This window comes from Bradyrhizobium sp. Ec3.3, from assembly GCF_000472925.1.
Classification (GTDB): Bacteria; Pseudomonadota; Alphaproteobacteria; order Rhizobiales; family Xanthobacteraceae; genus Bradyrhizobium.
In genome coordinates this window covers 82,328-109,005 of the sequence record NZ_AXAS01000019.1, presented here as the reverse complement: position 1 = coordinate 109,005, position 26,678 = coordinate 82,328, and the positions used below count along the sequence as shown (strand labels likewise).

Below are 26,678 nucleotides of genomic sequence, written 5' to 3'. Positions count from 1 at the left end.
ATTGTTTAGTCTTGCTTTGACGATTGTCAAGAAATTCCTTGACGGTTGTCAAAATTCTTGGTGCAGCTAGAGTCGGCCCGTCTGAAGGAGGCGCGAATCGTCTTCGCTTCCCGGGGCGACAGAGCAAGACGAGGAATGGACGTCGATGGCGCAGCAGGTGGCGAGTGCAAGGAAGCGCGTTTTGGACGCGACCGAGGCGCTCAAGGAAGAGAAATTCAATGCGCGCCGGCTCGAACTCGCCGAAGCCGCGCTCGAGACGCTTGGCGAGCTAGGCTACGCCCGCACCTCCTTGCGTGAAATCGCACAGAATTCAGCGTTTACGCATGGGGTCTTTCACTACTACTTCCGTGACAAGACGGATCTGATCTGCTGCTGCGTCAGCCACTACAAGGCCAAGTGCGTGACCCGCTACGATCAGGTCACCGCCAGTGCGCAAAGCCGCGAGGAGCTGATGGAGGGCTTTCTCGCCAAACTCGCCGAAACCCTCCGCAAAGAGGCGCGCATGCACCGCCTCTGGTACGATCTGCGCGCCCAGGCGCTGTTCGAGGACGCCTTCCGCAAGGACGTCGTCGAAATCGACAAGAGCCTCGAAAACATGGTCTGGCGGATCGCCTCGCGCTATGCGGAACTAGGCGGCAAGCGCCCAGCGGTCTCGGCCGGTGTGCTCTACGCGCTGTTCGACGGGCTGTTTCAGAATGCTCTGCTCAAGTTTTTATCGAAGGACGACGGCGCGATTCCCGAATTGCTGGAAGAGGTTCGGCGGCTACTGCCAACCATTTGCTGAACGGCTTTGACTGCAGGTGACATGCTGACGTTGCCTGCGGCGCTCGCCAAAAAGCGGGCAGAAGATCAGGTACGACTGCCCCCCAAACGGCTCGCGGCCGCATCGTTGTGGAAGGTCAGCGGGCTAGGCTTTCTAGCCCGCTGCCGTCACACACGAACTACTTGGCGATACAGGTATCGACGGTCTTGATTGTGCAGACGTCGAGGCCGGTAAATGTCGGATCTTTAGGCGGAGCCTTGCCTTCCTTGACGTCCTTCAAGGCGAACATGGTTTTGTAGCCCATTTCGAACGGACGCTGCCCAACCTGGCCAAGCGACAGCCCCTCCTTCATCTGGTCGATCTGAACCGGCAGCGTGTCGGCAACCACCAACGCCAGGTCCTTCTTGGCGATCTTGTCCTTGAAGGGCGCGACCGCAGCGCGGTTGGCGTCCGGCACGAATTGCGGGAAGCCGCCCGTCGGCGTGAATGCGTCCAAAGTCGGGTTCTTTGCCATGATGTCCTGGAATTGTTGCACCGACAGAGGGAAATCGTCGTTGGTGTAGAGCGGGCAGCCGTCGATCTCCTTCCAGCCATTCTGTCCAGTCAGCCGTTCCCCGGGCGATTGGGCAGACTCCTTGCCGGCAAGCGTGTCACGGATACCCTTCATGCGCTCGTTGTGGTTTGCTGCAGCTGCGCCGCCGGACTGGATACAGATCGTGCCGCCCTTCGGCTTGATGGTCTGAACGATCTTGGCGATGTTGACGCCAATCTCGTAGTTGTGGGTGCCAATATAGGCAAGACGGAGCTCCTTATTCTCAGGGAGAACGTCGGAGTCCCAGGTCAACACGGGAATGCCGGCGCCCTTGGCGGCCTGCAGCGCAACGGCCATCGCTGCCGCGTTGGCCGGTGCCACGGCAATTCCGTCCACCTTCTTGGCCACGAGGTCCTGCACGATCTGCACCTGCTCCTCGCCGCCGCCATGCTCTCCGGGGCCGATATACATGCACTGGAAGGCGCCCTTGGACTCGGCTTCCGCCTTCTTGCAGCCGTCCCGCGCCTGATCGAAGAACGGGTTGTTCATATTCTTGGGAACGAGCGCAAAGGTGAACTTCTGCTGCGCGCAGGCCTGTCCTCCCATGAGCGCTGAAAACGCCACGGCGGCCATCAATAGATGTTTATGCACGTTTCTCCTCCCTCTTTGTTGATTCCAAGTCTCCGAACTACCATCGGATTCCTAACTACGCTTCCACGCGACCCACTCGCGGATCGTCGCAACAAGCGACGTTCCGCTCGTCTGCATGCCGAGAAGCACGGCAATGACGATGAACATGCCAACGAAGGCGCCCTGCCAGTTCGAGTCGATGCCGGCCATCAGAAGCGCGTTGCGGATCACCTCGAGGAAGGCCGAGCCTATCACTGCACCGAATGCGGTTCCGTAGCCGCCCATCAGGTTGGCACCGCCGATGACGGTGCCGGCGATGACTCGAAGCTCGTAGCCCGTCCCCATCGCGTTGATGGCCGAGCCGCTGTAGCCGAGGAGCAGCAGCGAGGCGATCGAGGCCGTGAATGACGAAAACACGTACGCCTGGAATTTTATCCAGTCGACCGACACGCCGGTCAGGCGCGCGGCGTTCTCGTTGGAGCCAATCGCATAGAGGTGACGCGCCCACGCCGTAAAGATGAAGATGGCGCCGAGGATGAGGGCAAGGATCACCATCACCCAGAAATGGGAGGAGAGCTCCGGAAACCAGCGTGGCGCCCAGCCGGCTGGCGCATGGAGCGGCCATTTCGCCTGGCCGATCGCCCTGACGATGGGCGCGTCCGGACCAAACTGATACAGCATCTGGTTGCCGGAGAGCACGACGGCAAGCGAGCGGGCGATCGACAACATGCCGAGCGTCACGACGAAGGACGGCATGCCAATATAGGCAACGAAGAAGCCGTTGAAGGCTCCGCACGCCAATCCCGCCAAGAGCCCGGCTGCAAAGGCGACGTACCAGGAATGATGCCCGGTCAGCAGCAACCCTGTGACAATGGCAACGAGCCCCATCACCGAGCCGACGGACAGATCGATGCCGCCCGTGATGATGACCACGGTCATGCCGAGGCTCATGATCGCAAGCGGAGCGAAGTTGCGCGTAATGTTCGTTACGTTGTCGGCTGTTCCGAAGCTCGGCTCCAGCCAGGTCATGAAGATCACCAGAGCCAGGAGTGCGGCCGCGACCCAGAATGCCTGACTGGTCATCATTCGCTGGAAGGTCGTCTGCTCGCGAATGCTGACGACGTCACTGATTGCGGCGTGCGTTTCTTCTATCGCTTTGGCGGAACTAGGCTTCACGGATCGCCCCCGTAATCAGGCCGGTGATCTGCTCCGGCGAGGTCGCTGCAGTTTCCTTGTCGGCCACTTTTGAGCCGCGCCGGAGCACAATGATGCGATCGCAGACGGTAAAAACGTCGGGCATGCGGTGGCTGATCAGCATCACCGATACTCCGCGAGATTTCAGCCGGCGGATGAGCTCGAGCACCTCGGCGACCTGTCGCACAGAAATGGCCGCGGTCGGCTCGTCCATCAGGACTAGCTTGGCATTGGACAATCGGGCTCGGGCAATCGCAACAGCCTGCCGCTGTCCCCCTGACATCTTCTTCACGAGATCCCGGGGCCGCGTTTCCGATTTGAGCTCGGCGAAGAGCTCGCCGGCACGCCTGATCATCGACTGCTTGTCGAGGATGCGGAACGGCCCAAATCCTTTCTTGATTTCGCGGCCGAGGAAGACGTTCTCCGTGGCCGTAAGGTTGTCGGCCAGCGCGAGTTCCTGATAGACAACTTCGATGCCCTCAGCCCGGGCTTCGATCGGCCTGTGGAAATGGCATGCCTTGCCATCAACGACAATGGCGCCCTCGGTCGGCGGGAAGTTTCCGGCAATCAGTTTCACCATGGTCGATTTGCCGGCGCCGTTGTCGCCCATCAGCCCGACCACCTCCCCTGGATCGACCGAAAAGCTGACGTCGTGCAGTGCACGAATGGCACCAAAGCTCTTCGAGATGCTTCGCACATCAAGTAAAGCCACACGTTCCCTCCATCGTGCGGTGGCAGCTCTATCCGGCCACTTCACCTCCCCGATCTGCGCAATTAATATTGCACAAAACGCAGTCTCGCAACGTCTATTTCATGTGGCGGGCGGTGCCCTTGCAATGGACATTATTGCGGCTCGACCAGAAAGCGCGGAAATCGGGAGTGTGGCTTGCTCGGCGCGATGCCGTACCCGCGCCCGCAACCTTACGGAGCCCTTCGCCTCGAACGTCTCAGAGCGGTGCTTCCGGGTGCGGCGACGTATCGTAGGCGCCCCAGATACTTTGATCGAAGTTGATCGTGGCTCCCGTCATCATTCCGGACTCATCGCAGGACAGGAATGCAACAGCGCGCGCAACCTCGATGGGATCGAGCAATCGGCCGAAGGGCTGCCGCGCGGCGACTTCTTCGAGCCAGTTCGCCGACCGGCCATGGTAGACCTGCTGCGTGTTGAATTCGCCTTCCGAGGCCATCCAGCCAATATTGAGACCATTCACGCGGATGCGGTTGCGCAGCAGCGCATGGGCCGTATTGCGCGTCAGCGTGTCGAGCGCGCCCTTCGATGCGCAATAAGCAGCAATGAAGGATTGGCCGCCCATCGCCGACATTGAAGAGATATTGACGATTGTGCCCTGCACTCTGTCACGGCGCATGAGCTTGATCGTATTTTGCATCAAGAAAAAGGGCGCACGCGTATTGACGGCGAAGATCTTGTCAAAAAGTTCGGGGCTTGTATCGATGATAGTGCCGCGGCTTGTGTCACCGGCGGCGTTCACAAGCGCGTCGACGCGCCCGAAGGCCTTGTCCGCCTCAGCCACGACTCTGGCGCAATCCTCGATCTTCGTGAGGTCAGCGCGCACAAACACGACTGCTGCGCCTGTGGCTGTGGCGATTGCATCGGCCCTTGCCCGCCCCTTCGTCTCGTCACGACCGCACGTTACGATGCCTTTGGCACCACGCTCGGCGAAGAGTTTGGCGATGGCGGCACCGAGCCCCTGCGTACCGCCCGTGACGATCGCGATCTTTCCACGCATCGATGTCATGCAAGTCCTCCAAGAGTTGGTGGAGTGCTGTCTGGCTTGCCCTACTGCTGCTCGACGTCCGCAAGCACGTCCCAGTCGACGTCATGCGATATCGCGGACCTCGACCTTCTTGCCGGTTCTGGCCGACTCGACGGCAGCCTCCGCGAGCATGAGCGCGCGGTAACCGTCGTCGAAAGTCGCCTGGGTTGGCCGACCATCACGAATAGCGGCAATGAATGCGGCGATCTCGGCTTCGTAGGCCTCGGCGTAGCGCTCGATAAAGAAGTTGAGGTAGGGTTCGGCCGCTTCAGTCGTGGTCGCGCCGTAACACTTCAGCTCGTGTGCCTTCTTGTTGTCCGAGATGACCATCCCCTCGCTGCCAAACAGCTCGATCCGCTGATCGTAGCCGAAGCTTGCACGTCGAGAGTTATTAATATGGCACAGCTTTCCGTCAGCGGTACGCATGATCACCATTATGGAATCGAAGTCACCGAACTCCGATCCAATGGTGGGATCAACAAGCGCGCTGCCGGTCGCGAAGACCTCGGTCGGCTCGTCGTTCAACATGAAACGCGCCACGTCAAAATCGTGGATCGTCATGTCACGGAAGATTCCACCCGAGACCGCGGTGTAACCTCGGGGTGGCATCCCGGGATCACGCGACGTGATAACGACCTGCTCAAGTTTTCCGATCTTGCCGGCGATACAGGCGTCGCGCGCAGCTCTGTGCCCGGGGTCGAAGCGGCGATTGAAGCCAATCTGGATTGGTACGTTGCAGCCATCAATGGCCTTGCGGCATGCTCGCACCCGATCGAGACTGAGGTCAATCGGCTTCTCGCACAAAATCGCCTTGCCGGCCTTTGCCGCGAGCTCGATCAGATCGGCATGCATGGCCGTCGACGTCGCAATCAGGACTGCGTCGGCCTTACCAATCGAGTCTTCCGCACTTGTCGATATCCCGCAACCATGCGCTCTGGCGACCGCTTCGGCGGCAGTTGTGTTCGGATCGAATACCGTCTCCAGGCTCGCTCCGTCCGCCTTGGCAAGATTCCGGGCATGCAAGACGCCAATGCGCCCGCAGCCGAGCAATGCGAATTTGATCGCCACCATTTCCTCCCACCGACGAGTGCTCGAATTGCTTGCAAGGGTTATTGCGAATATGCGAAAGTGTCAATAATTGTTCGCTGACGCCGTCAATGATTCTGCTGTGCCACCAGCACACGATGAAACCAATGTTGAGAGCACCTTAAATGCAGGACGTGAAGACACCGGAAGACTATGAGGAATTGATCCGTGTCATCCACGATCGCTACGATGGCATGAGCAAGTCCTACCAAAAGATAGCCGTCTATCTGACCCAGAACCCGAATGATGTCGCGGTCCTGTCGGTGAATGCCATCGCCGATCGCTGCGGCATCCATGCTTCGAGCTTCGTGCGCTTCGCCCAGTCACTTGGCTATGAAGGTTTCAAAGAGCTTCAGGCGTTGTTTCAACGGCGCTTGTCAACCGCAGCCCCGGGTTTCGAGGCGCGCATTAAAGCTCTGGAAATCGAGTTGGGCGCCCGCGCCGATCGTAGCGAAGTCGGTTTCCTGCGCGACCTGGTCGTCCGTGACATTGCCTCCCTTCAGGACATGCTCGCGGACATTTCTCCAAAAGCTCTCTCGGAAGCGGTGAGCCTCCTTGAGAGAGCCGACTCGGTTTTTCTGATCGGGCAACTACGTTCAGCGCCCGTAGTTGAATTCCTTCGCTACATATTGACCATGCTGGGCAAACGTTGCGTGTTGCTCGACGCAGGCGGCGGACTTGCTACGCACATCGCGCGTACGATCCGCAAGAAGGACGTACTCGTTGCGGTGTCGTTCCGCTTCTACGCAAACGAGGTTGTCAACGTTGTGGAGGAAGCCGGGCGCAATGGCGTTCCCATCATTGCGATGTCGGATAGCACGCTGTCGCCGCTGGCCAAGAGCGCTCGCGTTCTGTTCGCGGTTCCAGAGCATGAGTACACGTTCTCGCGTTCCCTCGCCGCTCCGATGTGCCTTGCACAGGCTTTGACGGTAGCGCTGGCCGCGAGACTGCAGAAAAACGACGTCAATCCGCGGATACCAACGGTTACCGGTAAGTAGAATGAATCGAGGTCAATGACGCGCCGAGGCAAGTAGCGCCTCAGAAAACCAGTCGTCGATCGGTTACGGGGGTGACTCGCACCATGTCGGGCGTTGGATGGCGGGCTCGTGGACGGGACGTTATGATTTGCGGTTGTCCGGTCAGGGTAGCCGTCTCAATTGCGAACAGCGTGCGCAAGTCCGCCAACCCCTCCTCGCCATCAGACTCGGGCGGCGTTCCAGCCTTGATGCAATCTGAAAAATATTCCACCTGCGCGCCAAAATGGTCGATTTGCGGAAACTGGGTTTCGCTGACGTCGCCGTCGCGGCGCAGGCGCAATTTTGTTGCAGTCTCGAACCTGAAACCGGGATCGAGTTCGAGATCGCCCGCCGTTCCGACGACCCGATAAGCGTCGACGGCAGCCGCCCCGAAGCTGGCGACGAATTGCGCCAAACCGCCCGAAGGGAAACGCAGCAAGGCTGCGACCGACGCCTCCACCTCGCCAAAACGCGGGTCATCGTTCGGTCGGTGCGCCATGGCCATCGCCTCGATCGGCTCCTCAGCAAAGATATGACGAGCCGCATTCACGCAATAGACACCGATGTCCTGGAGCGGTCCACCCCAACTCGTAGCTTTCAGTCTGTGGTTCCCTGCCGCCGCCTGGAAACTGAAAACCGATTGAAAGAAAAGCGGCCTGCCGATCGCGTCGTTACGGATGTGTTCGAGAACCGCGACAGTTCCGGGTTCGTTGTGGAGCCTATACGCGGTCATCAGAAACACGCCGGCTTCCCGTGCAGCAGCGATCATGGCGAGAGCATCTTGTTCGCTTGTCGCCAATGGCTTCTCGACCAGGACGTGTTTGCCGGAACGAGCCGCGCGAATAGCGTAGTCCGCATGCAAATGGTTGGGCAGAGCAATATACACCGCATCGACGTCAGAGCCTTTCAAAAGGGCATCGTATCCGTCGTAGTCGACGATCTGGCCAACACCATGGAAATCCGCCAACCGGGCGGCCTTGTCCCGATCGCCGGTCACGATCGCGGTAACCTTTGAGTTTGCGGACTGTCCGACCCCCGGCAAGAACGCTTGCTGCGAAATCCAGCCCGCGCCGACGACTGCATACCTGATCATCATTTCCTCTCCCGGGATCGTGTTGGATTGCGTGATAGGCTGGTCGAACTCCCTGCAGTCTCGCTCGCTTGCCATCTGTCAGTCATACAGCGGGGGACGTGGTCCATATTTCAGGGTTGCCACACCATTTCCAGCAAGTGCCTCAGCGACTTGCTCAGCGATGGCTGAGGCGACATAGCCATCCCACGCGCTCGCTCCGACCGAAGTGCCGGCTTTCACGGCGCTGACCCATTCGGCCATCTGCCTGCAGTACGCCTCCTCGAACCGCGGCACCCAATTGTCCGGATACGCAAGACCTCCGGCTCTGTCTCTGTTCAACAGCGTGAGCGATGCCGGAGCCAGCGATATCGTGCCTTGCCGAGCCACTAACTCGACATGGACGTGATAGCCGTAGCTGGCGTTCACGAAAACTTCGGTCGAAACAATCTCGTCTTTGTCGGTCTTCATCGTGATCATGAGGGGTTCGCCGCCGGGCCCCGCCTCCACGCGCGCAGAAACCATCTCCGACCCCAAAAGCCAACGGCTGATGTCGATCTCGTGGACGAACGAATTCGTGATCGCCATCGAACCATCGAACCACTCAGGCGCGCGAACGTTTCGGTGCACGTTGTGCAACAACGCGGGTCCGCCCAATTCACCGGTGTCTTTGACGCGCTTGATCTCCCGATAGCCGGGGTCGAACCGGCGCATGTATCCGACCTGGATGAGTCTGTGACCCAAAGCGACTTCGGCCCGCACCACTTCTAGGGCATCCGCTGCTGAGGACGCCAAGGGCTTTTCACAGAGAACAGGCTTCCCCGCCCTAATGCAGGCTAGCGTCAGCGCCGCATGTGTGGCGTCGGGAGATGCAATCACTATGGCGTCGATCTGATCCGACGCGATCAACGATTGAGGATCCGAAAAGACGGTTGCTCCAGCGGCCACTGCCTGCGCCCGAGCCGCGTCGGCATCACAAATCCCGGCAAGATGTGCACCGGGGGTCTCGTGTCGGAGTATCCGAGCATGCTCGGCGCCCATTACACCTGTCCCGATGACTCCTATCCCGATGCTCATTTCATCTTCCCTCCCGACTTCGCGCCGGGATGACCCACCGGGACAGGGCGAGACCCGCGCGCTTCTTCGAGTACGGCGACATCCGATCGGTACGGTTCATTGTACGACCTCGTATCCAGCAGAGGCCATCAAGCTCATCAGTTCCGCGTGGCCCTTCTTGGCCATTTCGAGCGGGGGACTGATCTTCGGATCTTGCTCCGCCTCGACGACGAACCAGCCCTCGTAGCCGTAGGACGCGAGGCGGGCGATGATCGCAGCGAAGTCGAGCGAGCCGTCGCCCGGCACGGTGAACGCCCCTTTCGCCACCGCGTCGAGGAAACTCTCCCGTTTCCGGTCGAGCTTGTCGATGACGCTGCTGCGGACGTCCTTGGTATGAACATGGCTGATGCGGGAATGATGTTTGTCGATGACACGCAAAACATTGCCGCCGGCAAAAGCCATGTGGCCAGCGTCGAACAACAGCGGTAACGCCTCACCAGAATTCGCCATGAGCAGATCGAGTTCAGCTTCGGTCTCGATCGCCGCAGCCATGTGGTGATGGTAAGCGATCGGCATTCCCTGCCCGGCACACCACTCGGCGAAAACCGTCATCTTGCGTCCATAGGCCTTCATCTCCTCGTCCGAAAGCCTTGGTTTGGTATCGAGCGGCGCGGAGCGAATGCCCTGGATTGAACGCGCGGTCTCCCCGTAGACAATGCAAGGCGCCTTCGCTGCAATGAAGAAATCCATCTGGGCGCGAACGCGGTCCTTTTCCCGCTCGATGTCACCGTCGAGCAGGAGACCAGAGAACCAGCCGCCGCAGATGGAGATGCCAAACCGGGCGAGGATCGGCCCGAGTTCCTCCATATTCATGGGGAAGCGCCGTCCGGTCTCCATTCCCGTAAAACCGGCAACACTCGCCTGGCGCAAGCACTCCTCCAGACTGACGTCATCGGACAGCTCCGCAAGATCGTCGTTCCACCACGCGATGGGAGCAATTCCGAGTTTCGCTTTCATGGCTCATCACACTCCGATGCGCTGCTTCGCGCGGATCTCGTCTTGCTGCTTGCGCGCGCTTCGAACCGTCTCGCGCGAAGATACTTGGGGCACGCCCACGTCCCAATCCGCGTCGCCGGGAACCCACGAATACGCATCCGAGGCGATCGAAAGCACAGTCGTGCGATCGTTGCCTTTGGCCCATTCGAGCGCGGCAACAAGATCGGCAAGGCTCTCGCAACGCCGCGCAGCTGCCCCCATGGACTCGGCGTGCTTGGCAAAATCAACGTGAGGAGGATTGTCGCGATTCTGAACTCGACAATCGGTCAACAAGTTGTTGAAGCCTGGCACGCCTTTGAATTGTTGCAACCGGTTGATCACCGCGAACCCGCCATTGTCACAGACCACAACGATCATCTTGTGACCGCTCAGAACTGTCGAATAGATGTCCGAGTTCATCATCAAATAGGTGCCGTCGCCCACCATCACGATCGGCGTGCCGCCGAGTCCTCCGGGTCCGGAACTGGCCATCGCATGGCCCCAACCCGCCGCGACCTCGTAGCCCATGCAAGAGAAGCCGAACTCGAGGTCGAAGGTGTTCGGCGCCTTGACGCGCCAGCCCTTTGCCACTTCGCCAGGCAAGCCGCCGGCGGCTGAAATCAAGATATCTCTCTCCCCGGCGGACGCATTCACTGCCTGGACTATCTGCGCGTAAGTCGGCACCGGAGCGTTACTGGGGGCCTGCAGTGACTCGAGCAGCGCGTCCCATTCCCTGAAGAGCAACTGAGCACGCGCCATGTGGGCGGGGTCGACGCGCCACGCGCCGAGCGCCGCATCGAGTTCTTCAATCGTCTCCCGCGCGTCGCCCACCACCGCCAGCGCACGATGCTTCACCGCATCGAACCTGGCCGCGTTGATCGAGATGAAACGCGCGTCCGCGCTGAAGGCGGTCCATGATCCCGTCGTAAAATCCTGAAGGCGCGTCCCCACCGCAAGGATAACGTCGGCTTCGGCTGCAAGCGTATTTGCTGAGGTTGAGCCGATAATTCCGATCGGCCCCGCATGGGCCGGGTGATAGTGGGTCACCGCGCCCTTGCCGGCGATCGTCTCCACAATAGGAATTCCGCGCTTCACCGCAAAATCTGCGACGACGCTCCCCGCCAGCGAGTAGCGCACGCCGCCGCCGGAGATAAGGATCGGTTTATTCGCGGTCTTGAGCAGTGCGGCCGCTTCCGCGAGTTTCCGACGATCGGGACGCGGACGCGGGATGGTCCAGGTCCGAGACTCGAAGAAGAGCCCGGGGTAGTCAAAGGCTACCTCCTGGGTGTCCTGGGGCAGCGCGAGAAAGGCCGGGCCGCAGTCAGCCGGATCGAGCATGGCGGCCACGGCCTGCGGCAGCGAAGAGATGATCTGCGCGGGATGAGTGATCCTGTCCCAGTAGCGCGTGACCGCCTTGAAAGCGTCGTTCACAGTGACGGTCGGGTCGCCAAAATGCTCGACCTGCTGGAGAACCGGATCCGGCAGCCGGTTGGTGAACGTATCGCCAGCAATGAGCAGGAGAGGCAAACGATTTGCGTGAGCTGTTCCCGCCGCCGTCACCATGTTCAGAGCTCCGGGTCCAATGGACGACGTCGCTACCATGATTTGCCGCCGAAGCTTGGCCTTGGCGAAACCGATAGCCGCCAACGCCATCGACTGCTCGTTCTGTCCGCGCCAGGTGGGCAGACGATCCTGCACCGCCTCCAGGGCCTCGGACAGGCAGGTCACGTTCCCATGACCAAAAATGCCGAAGACGCCGGCGAACAGGGGCACGCGAACACCGTCGATTTCAGTGAACTGTTGGGTCAGCCATCGCACCAGGGCCTGGGCCATGGTGAGGCGGATCGTGGCGCCGGTCATGCGGTCTCCTCCCGTGACGGTTTGTGAGGAACATAACTCCGCATTGAATATTGACAATATTGTTTTTTCGCAACAATTATTGCTATCAATGTCTTCCGATCAGAACTTGCTCGATTTTTTCGTAGGTCGCTTCAACTCCGACCTATCGTGAACAGGGATTTCGGACATGACCAAACCGAAGCTTCGCATCGGCCTCATCGGTAGCGGATTCATGGGTAAGACCCACGCTTTCGGTTACTCCATCGCCGCGCGTGTCTTCGACCTCCCCTTCGAGCTGGAACTACATACGATCGCGGACATTAGCGACGAGACGGCCGCGAAAGCAGCCTCCGCCCTGGGCTTCGCGCGCTCGACCTCGGACTGGCACTCGCTCGTGGCGGACCCAGCTATCGACGTCGTCAACATCACCACGCCCAACGCGCTCCACAAGGAAATGGCCTTGGCTGCGATTGCCGGGGGCAAACATGTATATTGCGAAAAGCCGCTGGCGCCGCTCGCGACCGACTCCCGCGAAATGGCCGACGCCGCCGAAGCGGCCGGAGTAAAGACGCAAGTCGGTTTCAACTATCTTTGCAACCCCATGCTGGGCCTCGCACGCGACATGATCGCGGCGGGAGAACTCGGCGAGATACGCGGCTACCGCGGGGTGCACGCCGAAGACTACATGGCCGATAACGCCGGGCCGTTCACCTTCCGGCATGACCCGGCGGGCGGCGGCGCGCTGGCCGACATTGGCAGCCACGCACTAGCCACCGCCGAATTCCTGTTGGGTCCAGTCGCCGGACCGATCATCCGCGTCATGGGCGATTGCGTCACGATGATCAAGGAGCGTCCAGATGGCAAAGGCGGTCGGAGGCGCGTCGAAGTCGACGATGTCGGCAGAGCTTTCCTTCGTTTCGCGAGCGGCGCCTCCGGATCGATCGAGGCGAATTGGATTGCGACGGGGCGGAAGATGCAACACGACTTCGAGGTCTATGGAAGCAGAGGCGCCCTCGCCTTCAGCCAGGAACGATTCAACGAGTTGCACTTCTTCTCGACCGATGACCGCCCTGGCCGCCAGGGATTCCGCCGGATCGAGGCTGGCCCGGATCACCGGCCGTACGGCCTCTTCTGCGTCGCGCCAGGCCACCAGCTTGGTTTCAACGACCTGAAGGCGATCGAAGCCGCGGGGTACCTTGACGCTATCGCTGGACGCCGGCCGGAGCCATTCAACTTCCGCGCTGGCCTGCGTATCCAAACGCTCGTCGAGACCATTCACGCTTCAAGTCGTGCTGAAGCGTGGAAGGACGTTCCTTGAGCATTCCTCGTTTGACAATCGTATTGCAATGAGATCGCGGAGCGACCGTCAGGCCGCCGCCGGGGTTCGTCCGCGCTCGAAGACGAAGTCACGATACCCCGCCTGTGCAACGGCGGCGCAATACTCCCGATACTTCGGAAATCCGCCCGTGAAGAGCGTGAGCCCGAGCGGCTTGTCCTTGACGTTGGCGCCGAGATACCAGGTCTTCGCCTTGTTGAGCAGCGAGCGCTGCGCGATCCTGACCACGAGCTCCATCCATCCATCTTCCGCCGCTTTCGTCGGCTCGACGGTGGCAAGACCGTGATCGGCCATGTGCGTGATCAGGTTCGCAATCCAGTCGACGTCGTTCTCGCTGATCCTGACGATGTTGGCCAGCGCAGCCGGGCCGTTCGGCCCCGTGGTCATGAACAGGTTCGGGAAACCTTCCATCATCAGGCCGAGATAGGACCTCGCACCGTGCTTCCATTTGTCGTTGACCTTGCCGCCGCCGCGACCGACGACATCGAAGGCCGTCAGCGCGCCGGTGAGCCCGTCATACCCGGTCGCGAGGATCAGCATGTCGAGCTCGGTTTCGCCTGTCTCGGTCCGCACGCCCTTCTCGGTGATTTCGAGAATGGGATCGGCGATGCAGTCCATCAAGTGGACATGGGGCAGATTGAACGTCTCGTAGTATTCGGTGTCGAGGCATGGCCGGCGGGCGAAGATGGGATAGCCGCGCGGCTTGAGCTTTTCCGCTGTGAGGGGATCCGTGACGACGTCGCCGACCTTGCCCCGCACGAATTCGGCGACATGGTCGTTGGCCTCTTCGTTGCTCAGCAGATCCGTAAAAGTCCCGAGCATAGCAAGGCCGCCGGCCTTCCAGGCGTCTTCCATGAGCTCGCGACGTCGCACCGGCGTCACGCTGAAGAAGGCTCGGGTGGTCCACGGCCGCACGCCGCCGTTCGGGCTGTTGCGGGCAGCCTCGCGAAGCCCGGCGTAATTGCGCTTGACCTCGGCGACGTAGTCCGGCTCAAGCTTCTGGTTGCGCATCGGCATGGTGAAACTTGGCGTGCGCTGGAAGACGAAGAGCTCGCCGGCCTTCCGGCCGACTTCCTGGACGATCTGGATACCGCTCGATCCCGTGCCGATCACGCCGACGCGCTTGCCGGCGAAGCTCACTGGATGATGCGGCCACTTGCCTGCACGCAGTAACTCGCCCTTGTAGCGCCCGATGCCCGGGATCTGTGGATCCATGGGGACCGACAGCGGTCCGGTCGCCATCACGCAGTAGGTTGCCTCGACCGTCTCGCCGCGATCAGTCGTGACCTTCCAGAGCTTGCGCGTCTCGTCCCAGGCGGCGCTGGTGACGCGGGTGTTGAATTGATAGTGCTTGCGCAGATCGAGCCGGTCGGCCACGAAGTTGAAATAGGCGAGAAGCTCGGGCTGGGACGCGAATTCCTCCGACCACGTCCATTCCTGCTCGATCTCGGGAGAGAACGAATAGCTGTAGTCAACGCTCGGGAGGTCGACCCGCGCGCCCGGATAGCGATTCCAATACCACACGCCTCCGACATTGCCGCCCGCCTCGAATGCCGCGAGCTTGAGGCCCATTTCCCGGAATTTGTAGACGGCGTACAAGCCGCCGAAACCGGCGCCCACGACGACGATGTCCAGGCGTTGTGCACCCATCTCAGAGTTGCTCATCTCGGGCATTTCCTCGCTTGCATCGTTGGCTTTAGTTGGAGCGGCGATTGACGATGTGCCGCTTGCGAAACCGCATACGCTTGGCCACAGCATCGTCTTGAAAACCATCTCATGAGTTCTGCAGCGCCACTACCGCTTTGACGGCGTGTGGGTTGAGTTTCACATCTATGAAAGAGAACGAGCGCGTCACGAGACCTGTACGGCGTCAAAGGTCACGCCCTGCCGAAATGCATCAGCAATCACTGCACACTGGCTGGTCATCAATCGCTCGTGGTGCTCGCATCGCCGGCGTCGCCGAACGCTGTCCAGCCGCCGTCGACATAGAGGATCGACCCGTTGATGTAGGATGCCTCCGGCGAGGCCAGGAAATAGGCAGCCTTGGCGATCTCCGCCGGCTCGCCGAAGCGGCCGAGCGGAACGCGGCGCCGGATCCGCGCGCTGTCAATGCGGCCCGACGCCTGCAATGCGGCCACGCCCGGAGTGTTGATATAGCCCGGCGCAATAGTGGCGGTGCGCAACCCTGTAGGACCAAGCTCAGCCGCCATACATCGCGTCAGAATGTCGATGGCCGCCTTCGAGGCGCCATAGGCGTGGCGCGGCGCGAACGGCAGGAACGTGTTGATCGAGCCGAGATTAAGAATGACGCCGCCGCCACTCATCAGCCTGATCGCCTCGCGGGCGCAGAGAAATGCACCGACGACATTCACCTCCAACACCTTGTCGAGATCCGCCGCAGACTGATCGAGTGCCGGCACGAAACTATCGGCCACCGCCGCATCGTTGACCAACACGTCTATGCGACCAAAGCGCTGCCTGATCGCGGCAAACAGCGCCAGCACGTCCTGCTCTGACGAAACGTCCAGGGCGACGGCCATGTGTTTCGTGCCGAGCGCGCGCACCAGGTCGGCGGCGCGATCGCCATCCTTATCCGCGACGACCACGGTGTCGCCTCCGGAGGCAAATTGCCGAGCGATCGCCTCGCCGATGCCGTTGGCGCCACCCGTCACCACAACGATTCGCTCCCGCGAATACCGTTCGGGCCTCGCCAGTTCGGCGTCCGGCGTCCCGGCGACCGGTGGGTGCGCATCGCCTGGCTGATTGAAGGATTGCCAGCCGCCGTCGACGACGAGAACCGCCCCGGTTACATAGTCCGCCGCCGGCGAGGCGAGGAAGCGCGCCACAGCAGCGATCTCATCCGGCCGCCCCATGCGCCCGAGCGGAATGCGCCGCCGAACCAGATCGAGATTCGCCTTGCCCGAGCGTTCAAGCTCCGCGACCATGGGGGTGCGGACATAGCCCGGCGCAATCGCCACGACGCGAATGCCATGCTTCGCCCATTCGCAGGCAAGCGACCGCGTTGCCGAGATCAATCCTGCCTTGGACGCCGCATAGGCGTTACGCTTCGGGTTGCCGAGCACGCCCGCCAGCGACGCAACGTTCACGATGACGCCGCCGAGCCCCATCATGCGCCTCGCCACCTCGCGCGCGATAACGAAGGGGCCGCGCAGGTTCACGCTCAACGCCTTGCGAAACGAGGCGACGTCCGTGTCGACGGTCGCCGCCATGGTTGGTCCGAGTGCTGCGTTGTTGACGAGAACGTCGATCCGTCCGAATCGCCGCTCGATCGCGGCGACGAGACCCACGACTTCATCTTCGGAAGCCACATCGCAGTGGAACGCCGCATGCCCGTCGCCAAGCGACGCCGTGACGTCGACTACATCGGTGCACGGCAAATCGACGGCCGCGATGATATCGCCGTCCCGGTGGAAGGCTTCGAGCAGCGCACGGCCGACGCCCCCGGCCGCTCCCGTGATGACGACGACGCGCCTCCGCTTTTTCATCGTTGCCCTTCCCCTCGCCGCGACGGCGTAGTCTTACGTACCGCGCGCCTCGGCCAGAATTTCATGAATGGGATCGTTCGGGTGCGGCGCGCCAATCGGCATACGCGGGCCAAAACGGACCTCCTCGCTCTCGGTGGGCACTGCCTGCTCCTCGAGCCAATCGAACGCCACGATGCGGCGCGCGACGCGCCACTCACTGCCGCGCTTTTCGAAGAGATCGCAATAGCGCCCGGCTATGAGAAACTGCCGCACGACTCCGTCCTTGCCTGGACCACGCTGCAAGGCAAGAAAATAGGTCTCGACCGCGGCACGCGTCGGCCCGACGAGTTCAATCAAGATGTTGCCGACCTGATGGACGTTGCGCGCGCCGCTCTTGAACACCTCGCGAGCCCAGAGAAAGAAGCCCTCGACCGGCCCCGAATAGACGCCGTGCCGATCGGTCGCGTCGGGCCAGTAGGAGCTACGCAGCGTTGCTTCGTCGGCCCGGTCGATGCCCCGACAGTAGCGGTAGATGCAATCGCGGATCGCCTCCCGATCCAGAAACTCGGTCAACTTTGCTTCGTCGGCCATTAATCCCTCTTCCTAACAACTAGCCTTCAATCGCGAGACACGACGCGGCGTGGCACCAGCAATGCGTCCAGGGGCATGACACCCTCGCCGCGCGGCATCACCAGAACCGGGTTGAGATCGATGCTTTCGATCACGTCGGTATTGTCGGACGCGAATTGCGAAAGCCGCGATAGCATCGCCGCCAGCGCATCAACGTCGGCCGGCGGCGCACCGCGCACGCCTTCCAGCACGGCAAAGCCTCGAATCTCGCGGATCATCCGCTGTGCCTCGGCGACATCGAACGGCGCGACGCGGAAGGTCACATCCTTGAGCACCTCGACGAGGACGCCACCGAGCCCGAACATCACCACGGGACCGAAGGACGGATCCCGCACCACACCGACAATGGTCTCTACGCCTCCCCTGACCATCGGCGATACAATGACGCCCTCGATCCGCGCGTCGGGCCGCTTGTCACGGGCACGGGACAGGACGGTGCGGGCGGCTTCGCGGGCCTGCCCCTCGTCGCGCGGACCGACGATCACTCCGCCGATCTCGGTCTTGTGCGCGATGTCCGGCGAGGAGATCTTCACCACCACCGGGAAGCCGATCGCAGCGGCGGCCGCGCCGGCATCCTCAGCCGGTCGCACCAGCGCCTCCTTCGGAAAGGCAATACCGGCCGCCTGCAACAGCGATTTAGCTTCGTGCTCGCTGAGCGCGCCATCTGGTGGCGCGATGCGCGACGCGGCGGCCGGAGCCGTGCGCGCCTGCTTGGCCGCGTCGAAGCTGCGGCGAAACCAGACCAGAGCAGCCAACGCGTTCACTAGCGCCGAGCCATCCTCGAAGATCAGGAAGCCGTCGTCCTCATAGGTGCGGACGATCTCCGGCGGTGCGGACATCGACAGCGCGAGGATCCGACCTTGATGTCCGGCCGTCGCGGCCCGCAGCGCTCCGCGCAGCGAGGCCGAAAAAGTGGGGCTCGCCGGTCCACTGCCGAAAATGCCGGCGAAGAGGTGGTAGCCGCCCTTCTCCAGCATCGCGGCAATGTAGCTCGTCATCAGCGGAAGGTCTGTGAGCGCCTGCGCTGTCGCGTCCACCGGATTGCGCGGCGATGCGTAGGGCAGCATGGCCTTCAGCTCCGCCTGCGCCGCCTCAGGCATTGGCGCGACGTCGAGCCCGCACGCCGATGCGTCGTCGGCCATCTGAATGCCGAAGCCGCCGGACAGCGTGAAGATGCCGAACCCGTTGCCGGCGGGATAAAGCCCTCGCGCGCAGGCGTAGGTCACCTCCAGGTGCTCGGCGGTGGTTCGCGCGCGATAGGCGCCGTATTGCCGCAACACCGCATCGAACACGGCATCCGATCCCGCCAGCGCCGCGGTGTGCGAACTCACCGCCTGGGCGCCGACATCGGAGCGACCGACCTTCAGGAAGACGATGGCCTTTTCCTTCGCCCGCGCAACCTCCAGTGCCTCGATGAACGTATCGCGATCGCGAATGCCCTCCGCGTAGGCCATCACGACCTTGACGTCGGGCTGGCCAATGACCCAACGCAGCGCTTCTGCGACGTCGATATCGCACTCGTTTCCGGTGGTGATCCATTGTCCGATGCCAAGGCCACGCTGGCGCGCCAAGTGGGCAATGTGGGAGCCATAAGCTCCGCTTTGCGAGACGACGGCGATCGGACCGGGCTCAACGAACGCGGCATCGAGGATCGCCGAGAATGTTCCGTAGTAGCCGATGCCGGCGTTGAACAGTCCAAGACAATTCGGGCCGAGCACGCGCATACCGCTCTCGCGGGCAATGCCGGCGATCTGGTCCTGGGCGAGACGTCCCTGCTCGCCTGCCTCAGCAAAGCCGGCCGAGAACACCACAGCCGCCTTGACCTTGCGATCCGCGCAGTCTCTCAGCGCCTGGACCGTGCCCTGAGCCGGCACTGCCAGGATGGCCACGTCCGGCACCTCCGGAAGCGCTGCGACCGAGTCGTAGGACCTGATGCCCTGGACGGTGTCCCGCTTCGGATTGACCGGATAGACCGCGCCCTTGAAACCGCCCTCGCACAGATAGCGCAAGGGACGCCCGCCAATGCGCGTAACATCATCAGATGCACCGATCAGCGCGATGGATCGCGGCTTGAAGAGAGGATCGAGCGAGGCTGGATGGTGGCGTATCAAGGCATGCTCTCAACTGGGAGGGATTGGCTGGAGTCCGAATTGCGCTTCCGGCAAACCGGTCACGCCGAGGCCGTCGATCGCGAACAGAAAGCCGCCGTCCGGATGCCGCGAGACGGCGCGCCCCGATCCTGAATCCTTGATCGAGGTCACATAGAGCGTCGACAGATCGGGACCGCCGAAGGCGACCGACGAGGGCAAGTCGGTCGGCGCGTCGATGAGACGATCGAGCCGCCCTTGCGGGGTGAAGCGCGCAATCTTGCCCACCTGCACGAGCGCAACCCAGAGGCAGCCGTCGCAATCGACCGTCGCCCCGTCAGGCCCCGACTGATATGGCCCGGTGTCGATGACAACCCGCGGTTCCGGATCGAACGCGTCGCCGGACCCGTAGCTGTAGGCGCGGATCGCGCGATCGAGGCTGTCGGCGAAATACATGGTACGGCCGTCAGGGCTGAAGCAGAGCGCATTCGAAATGCGAATGCCGTGGGCGAGCACCGCGTGTGCACCATCGGCATCGATGCGAGAGAGCTGCCCCAGCGGCTCGGCGTGGACGCCCATGGTGCCGCAGAGAAACCGCCCCCAGCGATCGACCTTGCCGTCATTGAAGCGCACGCGCGGATCGCATGGATCTGGCCGGAACAGCGGTGTCAGTTCGCCGGAACCGAGATCGAGCCGGTAGATGCCATCCGCGAGCCCTGCGACGAGGGTGTCGCCCTGGCCGAGCCCGACCGAGCCGACCATGGACGGCACGTCCCAGTGCCGCGCGATACCGCGCTCGGGTTCATAGGCATGGATCCGGCGCGAGACACCATCGACCCAGTAGAGCCGCTGTCGCGTGATATCCCAGACCGGACTTTCGCCAAGCTGTGCGGCCGTCGTCGATATCCTGCTCACTTGCAGCGCCATCAGGGGAATTCCGGCTAACCTTCGTCTCGCGTTTTCTCGCGAAGTTGGGGTGTGCGAGAGGATGGCGGGCCGGTCACTCCGGCCCGCCGCTGCGCCTACTGCGTCTTCAGGAGATCGCAGGTGCTTTCCGATGCCGGGCGCCAGGCATCCTCGGCTGGAATCGTGTCAGTAATCTCGTAGTAGTCATAAGGATATTTCGACTCGGCTGACGTCTTGATGCGGGCACCATACAGCGGCCGCATCACTTGTCCGTCGGCGCGGATGCTGACGCTCTTCATCTCGAAATCATCGATAGGCGTCGTCTTCATCTGACGCATCACCGCCTCGCCGTCGTCGGTCTGTGTCGCAGCAATCGCCTTAAGGTAGTGCGTGACGGCGCTGTAGGTGCTCGCCTGCGCCTCGTTGGGGACCCGGCCGTTGAACGCCGCCTGATAGCGCTTTGCGAAGGCGCGCGTCTCATCCGTCATGTCCCAGTAAAAGGGAGTCGTCAGGCGCACATTTTGCAGCGGCTGGAGGCCAATGCTGTGCGTCTGATTGATCATCAGCCCCAGTGGAGCAAGCTGCTGCTTCTGCGTCAGCCCGAATTCCTGCGCCTGCTTCATCGCATTGGCAAAGTCCGAGCCCGAATTCGCCAGCGCGATGACCTTTGCACCGCTCGATTGTGCCGTCAGCAGGAACGAGGAGAAGTCCGAAGAATTGAGTGGATGCAAGACGGAACCCACGACCTTGCCGCCACCGGCCTTGATGAAGTTCGTGGTGTCAGCCTGCCAGGCCTTGCCGAAGGAGTAGTCGACGGTGACAAAGAACCAGGTGTCCAGCCCCCTCGCCACCAGCGATTTCACCGTCGCCTTCGGCAGCGCATAGGTGTCCATCGCCCATTGCGTCGTCATCGGCGAGCATTTTTCGTTGGTGAACACCGAGGCCGCCGTTCCTGCCAGGAGATAGGGCTTCTTCCGGCTCTTCATGACGTCTTGCACGCCAAGCGCAATCGAGGACGCCGAGCAGCCGACGATCGCATCCACCCCCTCATTGTCCAGCCAGCGCAACGCAATGGAAACGCCGATGTCCGGCTTGTTCTGATCGTCGGCCACGACGAGCTCGATCTTCTTGCCGTTGACGGCGCCGCCAAAGTCGCTGATCGCCATTCGTGCTGCGACAACCGAACCCGGCCCGCAATTGTCGGAGTAAGGACCCGTCTGGTCGTTCATGACGCCAATCTTGATGACGTCCCCGGAAATTCCCTGCGCCAAGACCGGTGACGCGGCAAACGCTATTGCACCCGATAGGATCGCCATGGCGGCGAGGTAAGCAGCCGACAGTCTCATTTCTTCCTCCCTATAACTCGCGGATCCGCCCCGGATCTTCTTGTTGTTGCGGGCGGCCAAAGATCATTTGATGTACGCTCAAGAGAACGCGTAGGTAATCCCTCCATCGACGAACAACATGTCGCCGGTGATGAAGCTTGCCTCGTCGCTTGCAAGAAACACTGCCGCATTCGCAACGTCGCGAGGCTCACCGAGACGCCCGATCGGCACACGCGCGCGGCGCCGCTCCCACGCCTCCTCGCTAACGACGAGATTGGCACCATCGGTCGGCGTCGGCCCCGGCGCTATCGCGTTCACTCGGATTCCGCGCGGCCCAAATTCGGCCGCGGCGGAGCGCGTTGCGCCCGCCACCGCAGCCTTCACCGCGCTGTACATCACGCCATTCGCCATCGCGAGCACAGCAGACGGGGATCCGATATTCACGATGGCTCCGCCGCCGGCTGCGGTCATTGGCGCCAGCACCGCCTGATAGCCCCAGATCACGCCCTTCAGGCCGACATCAATCATCCGGCCGACCATCTCCTCGCTCTGCTGCTCCAGCGGGCCGTAGCGATTCCACATCGCGTTGTTGACCAGGATGGTCGGCGGACCAAACGCCTCGACAAGACGATCAACCGCCGCAAAGACATGGGCCCGCAGGCCTGCATTGCCGACGATCGCAATGGCCTTGCCGCCGTCTGCGACGATTGCGCGCGCCGCGGCTTCGGCCACGTCCACCTTCAGGTCGAGCACCCCGACCGCCGCGCCCTCGCGCGCGAACGCTTCCGCGATAGCGCGGCCGATGCCCCGCCCTCCGCCAGTGACGAGCGCCACGCGCCCCTGCAACCTGCCGCTTCCCACGACGTCCTCTCCACCTCGGCCAGTCTTTCGCACCCTTGGCCTTGACTGGAGGCACCTTGTCATGCGCAGTTGGGTCAAACAAAATATAATTCATTTGTGAAGCCGACTTTCACATCCGTGAATTTTTAGCGGCGACGGGGACGCGAAACATGCAGGCGGCGGTAACGAAATCCGCGGCGATACCGGGTGGACCATCCACCGTGAAGTCGGCGCTACGCGCGCTGGAGATCCTTCAGTTCTTCATGAACGTTCGACAACCGCGCGCGATGTCCGAGATCGGGCTTGCGCTCGGCTATCCGCCGTCGAGCACGACCGTTTTGCTCAAGACACTCGTCAGCATGGGCTACCTGAATTACGACCGGCGCATGCGCGTCTACTTCCCGACGCCCAAGGTGACATCGCTCGGCGATTGGATTCCACGAGCTTTGTTCGGCAACAGCCGGACGCTCGAAGCCATGCATGACGTCCACGCGGCCACCGGCGAAACCGTTTCGATCGGCACGACGAACGATGTCTACCTGCAATACGTCAAGATCGTGCAATCGATCCACCCGCTTCGCTTCCACGTCGACGAGGGGACGCTGCGCCCACTGACTCAATCGGCCCTGGGCTGGCTCCTGATGTCAACGATGTCGGACGAGAAGGTCGACAACATCATTCGCCGCGCGAACATCGCCACGCCGAACGCGTCGGATCGCGTGAAGCTGCCCGACATGATGACTCGCATTCGACAGATCCGCGGCAAGGGGTATTGCTCTGCCGAGAACGTTCCCATTCAGGGCGGCGCCACGATCTGCGTCCTGCTGCCCGTGACGATCCAGAATCAGCCCATGGTCATCGGCCTCGGCGGCGCCGCCGAACGGATCCATCAGAATTTCAATCGCTACCTCACTGTCCTGCAGCGGGCGGCGAAGTCGGTCAAGATGGACGATCAGCTCGACAAGCCGATTGACGTCGAATTCTGACGCAGCACTCAACCGGGAAGCCGCAGCACGGCCTTGGCGAGGATATTGCGTTGAATTTCGTTGGAGCCGCCGAAAATCGCGGGCGAACGCGAGTCGAGGAAGAGATTCATCGCATCGATTTCAACATCCCCCGCGGCGAGATCGTCAGCAAGCCGCGCCTCTTCGCCGGCGACCGTGAGCATTTCCTCGGTGATCCGCTGGTAGAGCTCGGTCGTGAAGATCTTGAGAGCAGAGACACCGGCACCGAGTTCGCCGCCGGCGCGCAGGACCTTTGCATAGCGCTCGAAGGCGGATCCGAGATCGTAGAGATCGAGCCGCAGGCGGGCGAAGCGCGACATGAACGCGGGATCTTCGAACGCACCACGTGCATCCGCAAGCCGTCGCAGGCGCTCGAGTGCATATTCAGGGCGCGTCGGCGCCCCCAGAAAGATGCGTTCGTGGCCAAGTACCGACTTTGCGACGGTCCAGCCTTCATTGATCTTGCCGACCAAGTTCTTCAGCGGCACACGCACATTGTCGAAGAAGACCTCGCAAAAGTCGGCCTCGCCACGCAAGTTTGCAATCGGCCGGACCCGAACGCCGGGCGAGGTCAGGTCGAGCAACAGGACGGTGATACCCTTCTGGCGCACCTTGGCGTCACGTTCGGTACGAACGAGGACGAAGATCCAGTTGGCGCAATGGGCCAGCGTCGTCCATATCTTTTGTCCGTTGACCACGAACTCGTCGCCATCCAGCACTGCTGATGTCTGCAGGCTTGCGAGATCGGATCCCGCATTGGGTTCCGAATAGCCCTGACACCAGACGTGCTCGCCGGACAGGATCCGCGGCAGATAATGAGCCTTCTGCTCTTCGGAGCCGTACTCGATGAGGAGTGGACCGACTAGCCCGATGCCATGGTCCGGAATGCGCGGACAGCCGAGGCGACCCCATTCCTCGACATAGATCATGTGCTTGGCCGCAGAGAGACCCATGCCGCCATACTGCCGCGGCCAGGTAGGCGCCAGCCAGCCCTTGGCGGCCAGCGCATGATACCACACGGCGACTTCGTTGAAGAGCGGACGCTGCTTGCGCATGTAGCGCAGATGGCTCGGGCAGTTCTGGTCGACCCACGTGCGAAAGATCGACCTGAACTCCTCGTCGGGAATGTCGTTCCAGTCCGACGCCATCAAAGCACGTCCTTGAAGACGGGCGTGCGCTTCTCCATGAAGGCCCGCATCGCCTCCTTGGAATCCTCGTGCTGCGTCATCTCCACCGTGAGGTTCTGCTCGAAACGATAGCCGTCCTTCAGGCCCATCGTTTCGACCGTATTGATCGCGCGCTTGGCGAGCTTCAGCGCCATCGGGCTCTTCTTTGCGATCTCGGCGGCCATCTTGAGGGCGGCGGGCATCAGCTCTTCCCGAGGCAGGCAGTCCTCGATGATGCCGCGACGATAGAGCTCGGCCGCTGGCACCCGGTAGCCGGTCAGTACCATGCGGCGCGCCAGCGTATGCGGAATGATGCGCATCGTATGCCGCACCCCGCCCATCAAGCCGACGTCGATCTCCGGCAGGCCGAACACCGCGTTCTCGGACGCCAGGATGATGTCCGAACAGAGCGCGAGGCCGAGGCCAGCGCCCAGCGCGGGACCGTTTACCGCGGCGATCACCGGCTTGTTGGATTCGATTATGCAAAACCCGACCTCGCGTGCCCGCCGCAGATGGCGATAGGTGTCGCCCGGAATAGCCCCGACCTTGCCGCGCGACTTGATGTCGGCGCCGGCCGAAAAGGTCTTTCCGGCGCCGGTCAATACGATCACCCGTACCGTCGGGGTCTCGTTCAATTCGTCGAAGACCGCGATGAACTCCTCGACGAACTCCTTGGATTGCGCGTTAACCGGCGGCGCATCCATCGTCACGACCGCAATGTGATCCTTGATCTCGGTCTTGATCAGATTGTTATCCATTAGGTCCTCCCGCGGCGATAGCCGCTTTCGCGTTCGACAAACTCCAGGCGCAGTTGCTCAGGCTGTCCCAGCATGGCATTGAGATTGATGGCGCGCTTCAGGTAGAGGCCGATGTCGCATTCGTCGGTGTAACCCATGGCGCCATGAAGATGCACCGCGCGACGGCAGATCGAGAATGCTGCTTCGCCCGCCCGCGCTTTGGCCGCCAACACGGCTAGCTCCGCCGTATCGACATCGTCCGCCTGCAGCGAATCGACCGCGTTGACCACGGCGGCCGCGGCAAACTCCGCTTCGATCCACATGTCGACCAGGCGGTGCTGGATGGCCTGGAAGCTGCCGATCGGCTTGCCGAACTGCACCCGGTCGCTTGTATAGGCGATCGTGAGCTCGAGCGCTTTCGAGGCGAGGCCGGTCAGCTCGGCCGCGAGCGCCAGTCGCGTATGCAGGATCGCCTGGCGGAGCAGCTCCTCGGAGCGGTTCGCGCGCGACAGCACGCGATCCGCCGGCACTGCGCAATCGGAAAATGAGATGGTCGCAAGCGCACTTCCGTCAACCCCGACCCGTTCCGATATCGTCACCCCATCCGCATCGGCGGCGACGCTCAGGAGCATGACACCGTCGGCATCCTGGGCAACCACAAGGAAATCCGTTGCTGCACGCGCCGCATCGACGAAGCGTGTTTCGCCTGACAGCGCGATGCTGCCATTGACGCTGCGTGCGACAACCGGCTTCGCACCAGACGTCCAGGCCGGCACTGCGACCATCTCGCCGCTGGCCACTCCGGCTGCCAGGCGGCTCCGCTCAGCGCCCGGCGAAGCACCGCCAAGCAGCGTCGCGGCAAAGACCGAGGCCGTGCCGGTCGGCTCGGCGATCAACGCGCGGCCCAGCGCCTCACTGAGGACAGCCTGCTCGCGCAATCCGAGACCCGCGCCGCCGCATTCTTCCGGCAGCAACAGCCCGATCCAGCCGGCTTCCGCCATTGCGGACCAGATCAGCGGATCCATGGTCCCGCCGCGCCCGCGTCTCTCGCGCATGGCCTTTGCACCTGGAAAACGCGCAGCAAAGCCGGTGACGCTATCACGAAGCATCACGAGAGTACCGTCGGGATCGTCCAGCATCAGTTCGGGCATGGTCTCTGCTTTTCGG

The 26,678-nt window shown here is 62.0% G+C and carries 23 protein-coding genes; 4 read left to right on the top strand and 19 right to left on the bottom strand.

Annotation, left to right across the window (positions count from 1 at the left end; all coding sequences use genetic code 11):
• Positions 1–145: 145 nt before the first annotated feature.
• Complete coding sequence (locus YUU_RS0121090) at positions 146–784, top strand: TetR/AcrR family transcriptional regulator (protein WP_027524188.1); 639 nt, start codon at positions 146–148, stop codon at positions 782–784.
• 157 nt (positions 785–941) lie between these two features.
• Here YUU_RS0121090 and YUU_RS0121085 read toward each other — a convergent pair whose 3' ends face one another.
• The 5 genes from YUU_RS0121085 to iolG all read right to left on the bottom strand — a co-directional run bounded on the left by YUU_RS0121085 (position 942) and on the right by iolG (position 5,965).
• A complete protein-coding gene (locus tag YUU_RS0121085) occupies positions 942–1,946 on the bottom strand; it encodes a substrate-binding domain-containing protein (RefSeq protein ID WP_027524187.1) in 1,005 nt (334 codons plus the stop codon).
• A gap of 51 nt (positions 1,947–1,997) precedes the next feature.
• Positions 1,998–3,101 carry an ABC transporter permease gene (locus YUU_RS51300; protein ID WP_084801496.1) on the bottom strand — a complete coding sequence of 368 codons (1,104 nt, stop codon included), beginning with the start codon at positions 3,099–3,101 and terminating at the stop codon, positions 1,998–2,000.
• A complete protein-coding gene (locus YUU_RS0121075; RefSeq protein ID WP_027524186.1) occupies positions 3,091–3,831 on the bottom strand; it encodes an ATP-binding cassette domain-containing protein in 741 nt (246 codons plus the stop codon). Before YUU_RS0121075 ends, YUU_RS51300 begins: the two co-directional genes overlap by 11 nt.
• Positions 3,832–4,066: 235 nt before the next feature.
• On the bottom strand, positions 4,067–4,876 hold the full coding sequence (locus YUU_RS0121070) for an SDR family oxidoreductase (RefSeq protein ID WP_027524185.1): 810 nt from the start codon (positions 4,874–4,876) through the stop codon (positions 4,067–4,069).
• 81 nt (positions 4,877–4,957) lie between these two features.
• Positions 4,958–5,965, bottom strand: coding sequence for an inositol 2-dehydrogenase (gene iolG, locus YUU_RS0121065; RefSeq protein WP_027524184.1), 1,008 nt, complete (start codon positions 5,963–5,965; stop codon positions 4,958–4,960).
• Between the two features lie 140 nt (positions 5,966–6,105).
• On the opposite strand from iolG, the gene YUU_RS0121060 reads away from it, so the two are divergent.
• Positions 6,106–6,978, top strand: a complete 873-nt coding sequence (locus YUU_RS0121060) for a MurR/RpiR family transcriptional regulator (protein ID WP_027524183.1) — start codon at positions 6,106–6,108, stop codon at positions 6,976–6,978.
• Positions 6,979–7,018: 40 nt separating this feature from the next.
• On the opposite strand, the gene YUU_RS0121055 is transcribed toward YUU_RS0121060, so the two are convergent.
• From YUU_RS0121055 to iolD, 4 genes are all read right to left on the bottom strand, one after another.
• On the bottom strand, positions 7,019–8,092 hold the full coding sequence (locus YUU_RS0121055) for a Gfo/Idh/MocA family protein (protein ID WP_051389835.1): 1,074 nt from the start codon (positions 8,090–8,092) through the stop codon (positions 7,019–7,021).
• A 75-nt stretch (positions 8,093–8,167) separates the two neighbouring features.
• Positions 8,168–9,142 carry a Gfo/Idh/MocA family oxidoreductase gene (locus YUU_RS0121050; RefSeq protein ID WP_027524181.1) on the bottom strand — a complete coding sequence of 325 codons (975 nt, stop codon included), beginning with the start codon at positions 9,140–9,142 and terminating at the stop codon, positions 8,168–8,170.
• Between the two features lie 96 nt (positions 9,143–9,238).
• Positions 9,239–10,138, bottom strand: coding sequence for a myo-inosose-2 dehydratase (gene iolE / locus YUU_RS0121045; RefSeq protein ID WP_027524180.1), 900 nt, complete (start codon positions 10,136–10,138; stop codon positions 9,239–9,241).
• A gap of 6 nt (positions 10,139–10,144) precedes the next feature.
• Positions 10,145–12,016, bottom strand: a complete 1,872-nt coding sequence (iolD, locus tag YUU_RS0121040) for a 3D-(3,5/4)-trihydroxycyclohexane-1,2-dione acylhydrolase (decyclizing) (protein WP_027524179.1) — start codon at positions 12,014–12,016, stop codon at positions 10,145–10,147.
• Between the two features lie 166 nt (positions 12,017–12,182).
• Here iolD and YUU_RS0121035 point away from each other — a divergent pair, with 166 nt between their 5' ends.
• Entirely contained in the window at positions 12,183–13,313 is a 1,131-nt protein-coding gene (locus tag YUU_RS0121035; protein WP_027524178.1) for a Gfo/Idh/MocA family protein, read from the top strand.
• Positions 13,314–13,361: 48 nt separating this feature from the next.
• On the opposite strand, the gene YUU_RS0121030 is transcribed toward YUU_RS0121035, so the two are convergent.
• The 7 genes from YUU_RS0121030 to YUU_RS0121000 form a co-directional block, all read right to left on the bottom strand.
• Positions 13,362–14,996: an NAD(P)/FAD-dependent oxidoreductase gene (locus YUU_RS0121030; protein ID WP_027524177.1), complete on the bottom strand. Its 1,635-nt coding sequence runs from the start codon at positions 14,994–14,996 to the stop codon at positions 13,362–13,364.
• A gap of 260 nt (positions 14,997–15,256) precedes the next feature.
• Positions 15,257–16,837, bottom strand: a complete 1,581-nt coding sequence (locus YUU_RS0121025) for a glucose 1-dehydrogenase (RefSeq protein ID WP_027524176.1) — start codon at positions 16,835–16,837, stop codon at positions 15,257–15,259.
• Positions 16,838–16,870: 33 nt separating this feature from the next.
• The gene (locus YUU_RS0121020) at positions 16,871–17,407 is read right to left on the bottom strand and encodes a nuclear transport factor 2 family protein (protein ID WP_027524175.1); all 537 of its coding nucleotides are present in this window, start codon (positions 17,405–17,407) and stop codon (positions 16,871–16,873) included.
• 26 nt (positions 17,408–17,433) lie between these two features.
• Positions 17,434–19,557, bottom strand: a complete 2,124-nt coding sequence (locus YUU_RS0121015; RefSeq protein WP_027524174.1) for an acetate--CoA ligase family protein — start codon at positions 19,555–19,557, stop codon at positions 17,434–17,436.
• Positions 19,558–19,566: 9 nt separating this feature from the next.
• Complete coding sequence (locus YUU_RS0121010; protein WP_027524173.1) at positions 19,567–20,460, bottom strand: SMP-30/gluconolactonase/LRE family protein; 894 nt, start codon at positions 20,458–20,460, stop codon at positions 19,567–19,569.
• A gap of 95 nt (positions 20,461–20,555) precedes the next feature.
• Complete coding sequence (locus YUU_RS0121005) at positions 20,556–21,785, bottom strand: ABC transporter substrate-binding protein (protein WP_035662914.1); 1,230 nt, start codon at positions 21,783–21,785, stop codon at positions 20,556–20,558.
• 78 nt (positions 21,786–21,863) lie between these two features.
• Positions 21,864–22,625 carry an SDR family NAD(P)-dependent oxidoreductase gene (locus tag YUU_RS0121000; protein ID WP_027524171.1) on the bottom strand — a complete coding sequence of 254 codons (762 nt, stop codon included), beginning with the start codon at positions 22,623–22,625 and terminating at the stop codon, positions 21,864–21,866.
• 149 nt (positions 22,626–22,774) lie between these two features.
• Here YUU_RS0121000 and YUU_RS0120995 point away from each other — a divergent pair, with 149 nt between their 5' ends.
• The gene (locus tag YUU_RS0120995) at positions 22,775–23,590 is read left to right on the top strand and encodes an IclR family transcriptional regulator (protein ID WP_051389824.1); all 816 of its coding nucleotides are present in this window, start codon (positions 22,775–22,777) and stop codon (positions 23,588–23,590) included.
• Between the two features lie 8 nt (positions 23,591–23,598).
• On the opposite strand, the gene YUU_RS0120990 is transcribed toward YUU_RS0120995, so the two are convergent.
• Genes YUU_RS0120990 through YUU_RS0120980 form a run of 3 tightly spaced genes read right to left on the bottom strand, consistent with a single transcriptional unit; the run spans position 23,599 to position 26,662 of the window.
• Positions 23,599–24,756, bottom strand: a complete 1,158-nt coding sequence (locus tag YUU_RS0120990) for an acyl-CoA dehydrogenase family protein (RefSeq protein WP_027524169.1) — start codon at positions 24,754–24,756, stop codon at positions 23,599–23,601.
• Complete coding sequence (locus YUU_RS0120985; RefSeq protein ID WP_027524168.1) at positions 24,756–25,532, bottom strand: enoyl-CoA hydratase/isomerase family protein; 777 nt, start codon at positions 25,530–25,532, stop codon at positions 24,756–24,758. Before YUU_RS0120985 ends, YUU_RS0120990 begins: the two co-directional genes overlap by 1 nt.
• Positions 25,532–26,662: an acyl-CoA dehydrogenase family protein gene (locus YUU_RS0120980; protein WP_027524167.1), complete on the bottom strand. Its 1,131-nt coding sequence runs from the start codon at positions 26,660–26,662 to the stop codon at positions 25,532–25,534. Before YUU_RS0120980 ends, YUU_RS0120985 begins: the two co-directional genes overlap by 1 nt.
• Positions 26,663–26,678 lie beyond the last annotated feature (16 nt).

Excerpts from the sequence above, each read along its gene's own strand:
- YUU_RS0121090 (WP_027524188.1), top strand. The coding sequence starts at position 146 with ATGGCGCAGCAGGTGGCGAGTGCAAGGAAGCGCGTTTTGGACGCGACC.
- YUU_RS0121070 (WP_027524185.1), bottom strand. The coding sequence starts at position 4,876 with ATGACATCGATGCGTGGAAAGATCGCGATCGTCACGGGCGGTACGCAG.
- iolG (WP_027524184.1), bottom strand. The coding sequence starts at position 5,965 with ATGGTGGCGATCAAATTCGCATTGCTCGGCTGCGGGCGCATTGGCGTC.
- YUU_RS0121060 (WP_027524183.1), top strand. The coding sequence starts at position 6,106 with ATGCAGGACGTGAAGACACCGGAAGACTATGAGGAATTGATCCGTGTC.
- YUU_RS0121055 (WP_051389835.1), bottom strand. The coding sequence starts at position 8,092 with ATGATGATCAGGTATGCAGTCGTCGGCGCGGGCTGGATTTCGCAGCAA.
- YUU_RS0121050 (WP_027524181.1), bottom strand. The coding sequence starts at position 9,142 with ATGAGCATCGGGATAGGAGTCATCGGGACAGGTGTAATGGGCGCCGAG.
- iolE (WP_027524180.1), bottom strand. The coding sequence starts at position 10,138 with ATGAAAGCGAAACTCGGAATTGCTCCCATCGCGTGGTGGAACGACGAT.
- iolD (WP_027524179.1), bottom strand. The coding sequence starts at position 12,016 with ATGACCGGCGCCACGATCCGCCTCACCATGGCCCAGGCCCTGGTGCGA.
- YUU_RS0121035 (WP_027524178.1), top strand. The coding sequence starts at position 12,183 with ATGACCAAACCGAAGCTTCGCATCGGCCTCATCGGTAGCGGATTCATG.
- YUU_RS0121030 (WP_027524177.1), bottom strand. The coding sequence starts at position 14,996 with ATGAGCAACTCTGAGATGGGTGCACAACGCCTGGACATCGTCGTCGTG.
- YUU_RS0121025 (WP_027524176.1), bottom strand. The coding sequence starts at position 16,837 with ATGAAAAAGCGGAGGCGCGTCGTCGTCATCACGGGAGCGGCCGGGGGC.
- YUU_RS0121020 (WP_027524175.1), bottom strand. The coding sequence starts at position 17,407 with ATGGCCGACGAAGCAAAGTTGACCGAGTTTCTGGATCGGGAGGCGATC.
- YUU_RS0121010 (WP_027524173.1), bottom strand. The coding sequence starts at position 20,460 with ATGGCGCTGCAAGTGAGCAGGATATCGACGACGGCCGCACAGCTTGGC.
- YUU_RS0121005 (WP_035662914.1), bottom strand. The coding sequence starts at position 21,785 with ATGAGACTGTCGGCTGCTTACCTCGCCGCCATGGCGATCCTATCGGGT.
- YUU_RS0120995 (WP_051389824.1), top strand. The coding sequence starts at position 22,775 with ATGCAGGCGGCGGTAACGAAATCCGCGGCGATACCGGGTGGACCATCC.
- YUU_RS0120990 (WP_027524169.1), bottom strand. The coding sequence starts at position 24,756 with ATGGCGTCGGACTGGAACGACATTCCCGACGAGGAGTTCAGGTCGATC.
- YUU_RS0120985 (WP_027524168.1), bottom strand. The coding sequence starts at position 25,532 with ATGGATAACAATCTGATCAAGACCGAGATCAAGGATCACATTGCGGTC.
- YUU_RS0120980 (WP_027524167.1), bottom strand. The coding sequence starts at position 26,662 with ATGCCCGAACTGATGCTGGACGATCCCGACGGTACTCTCGTGATGCTT.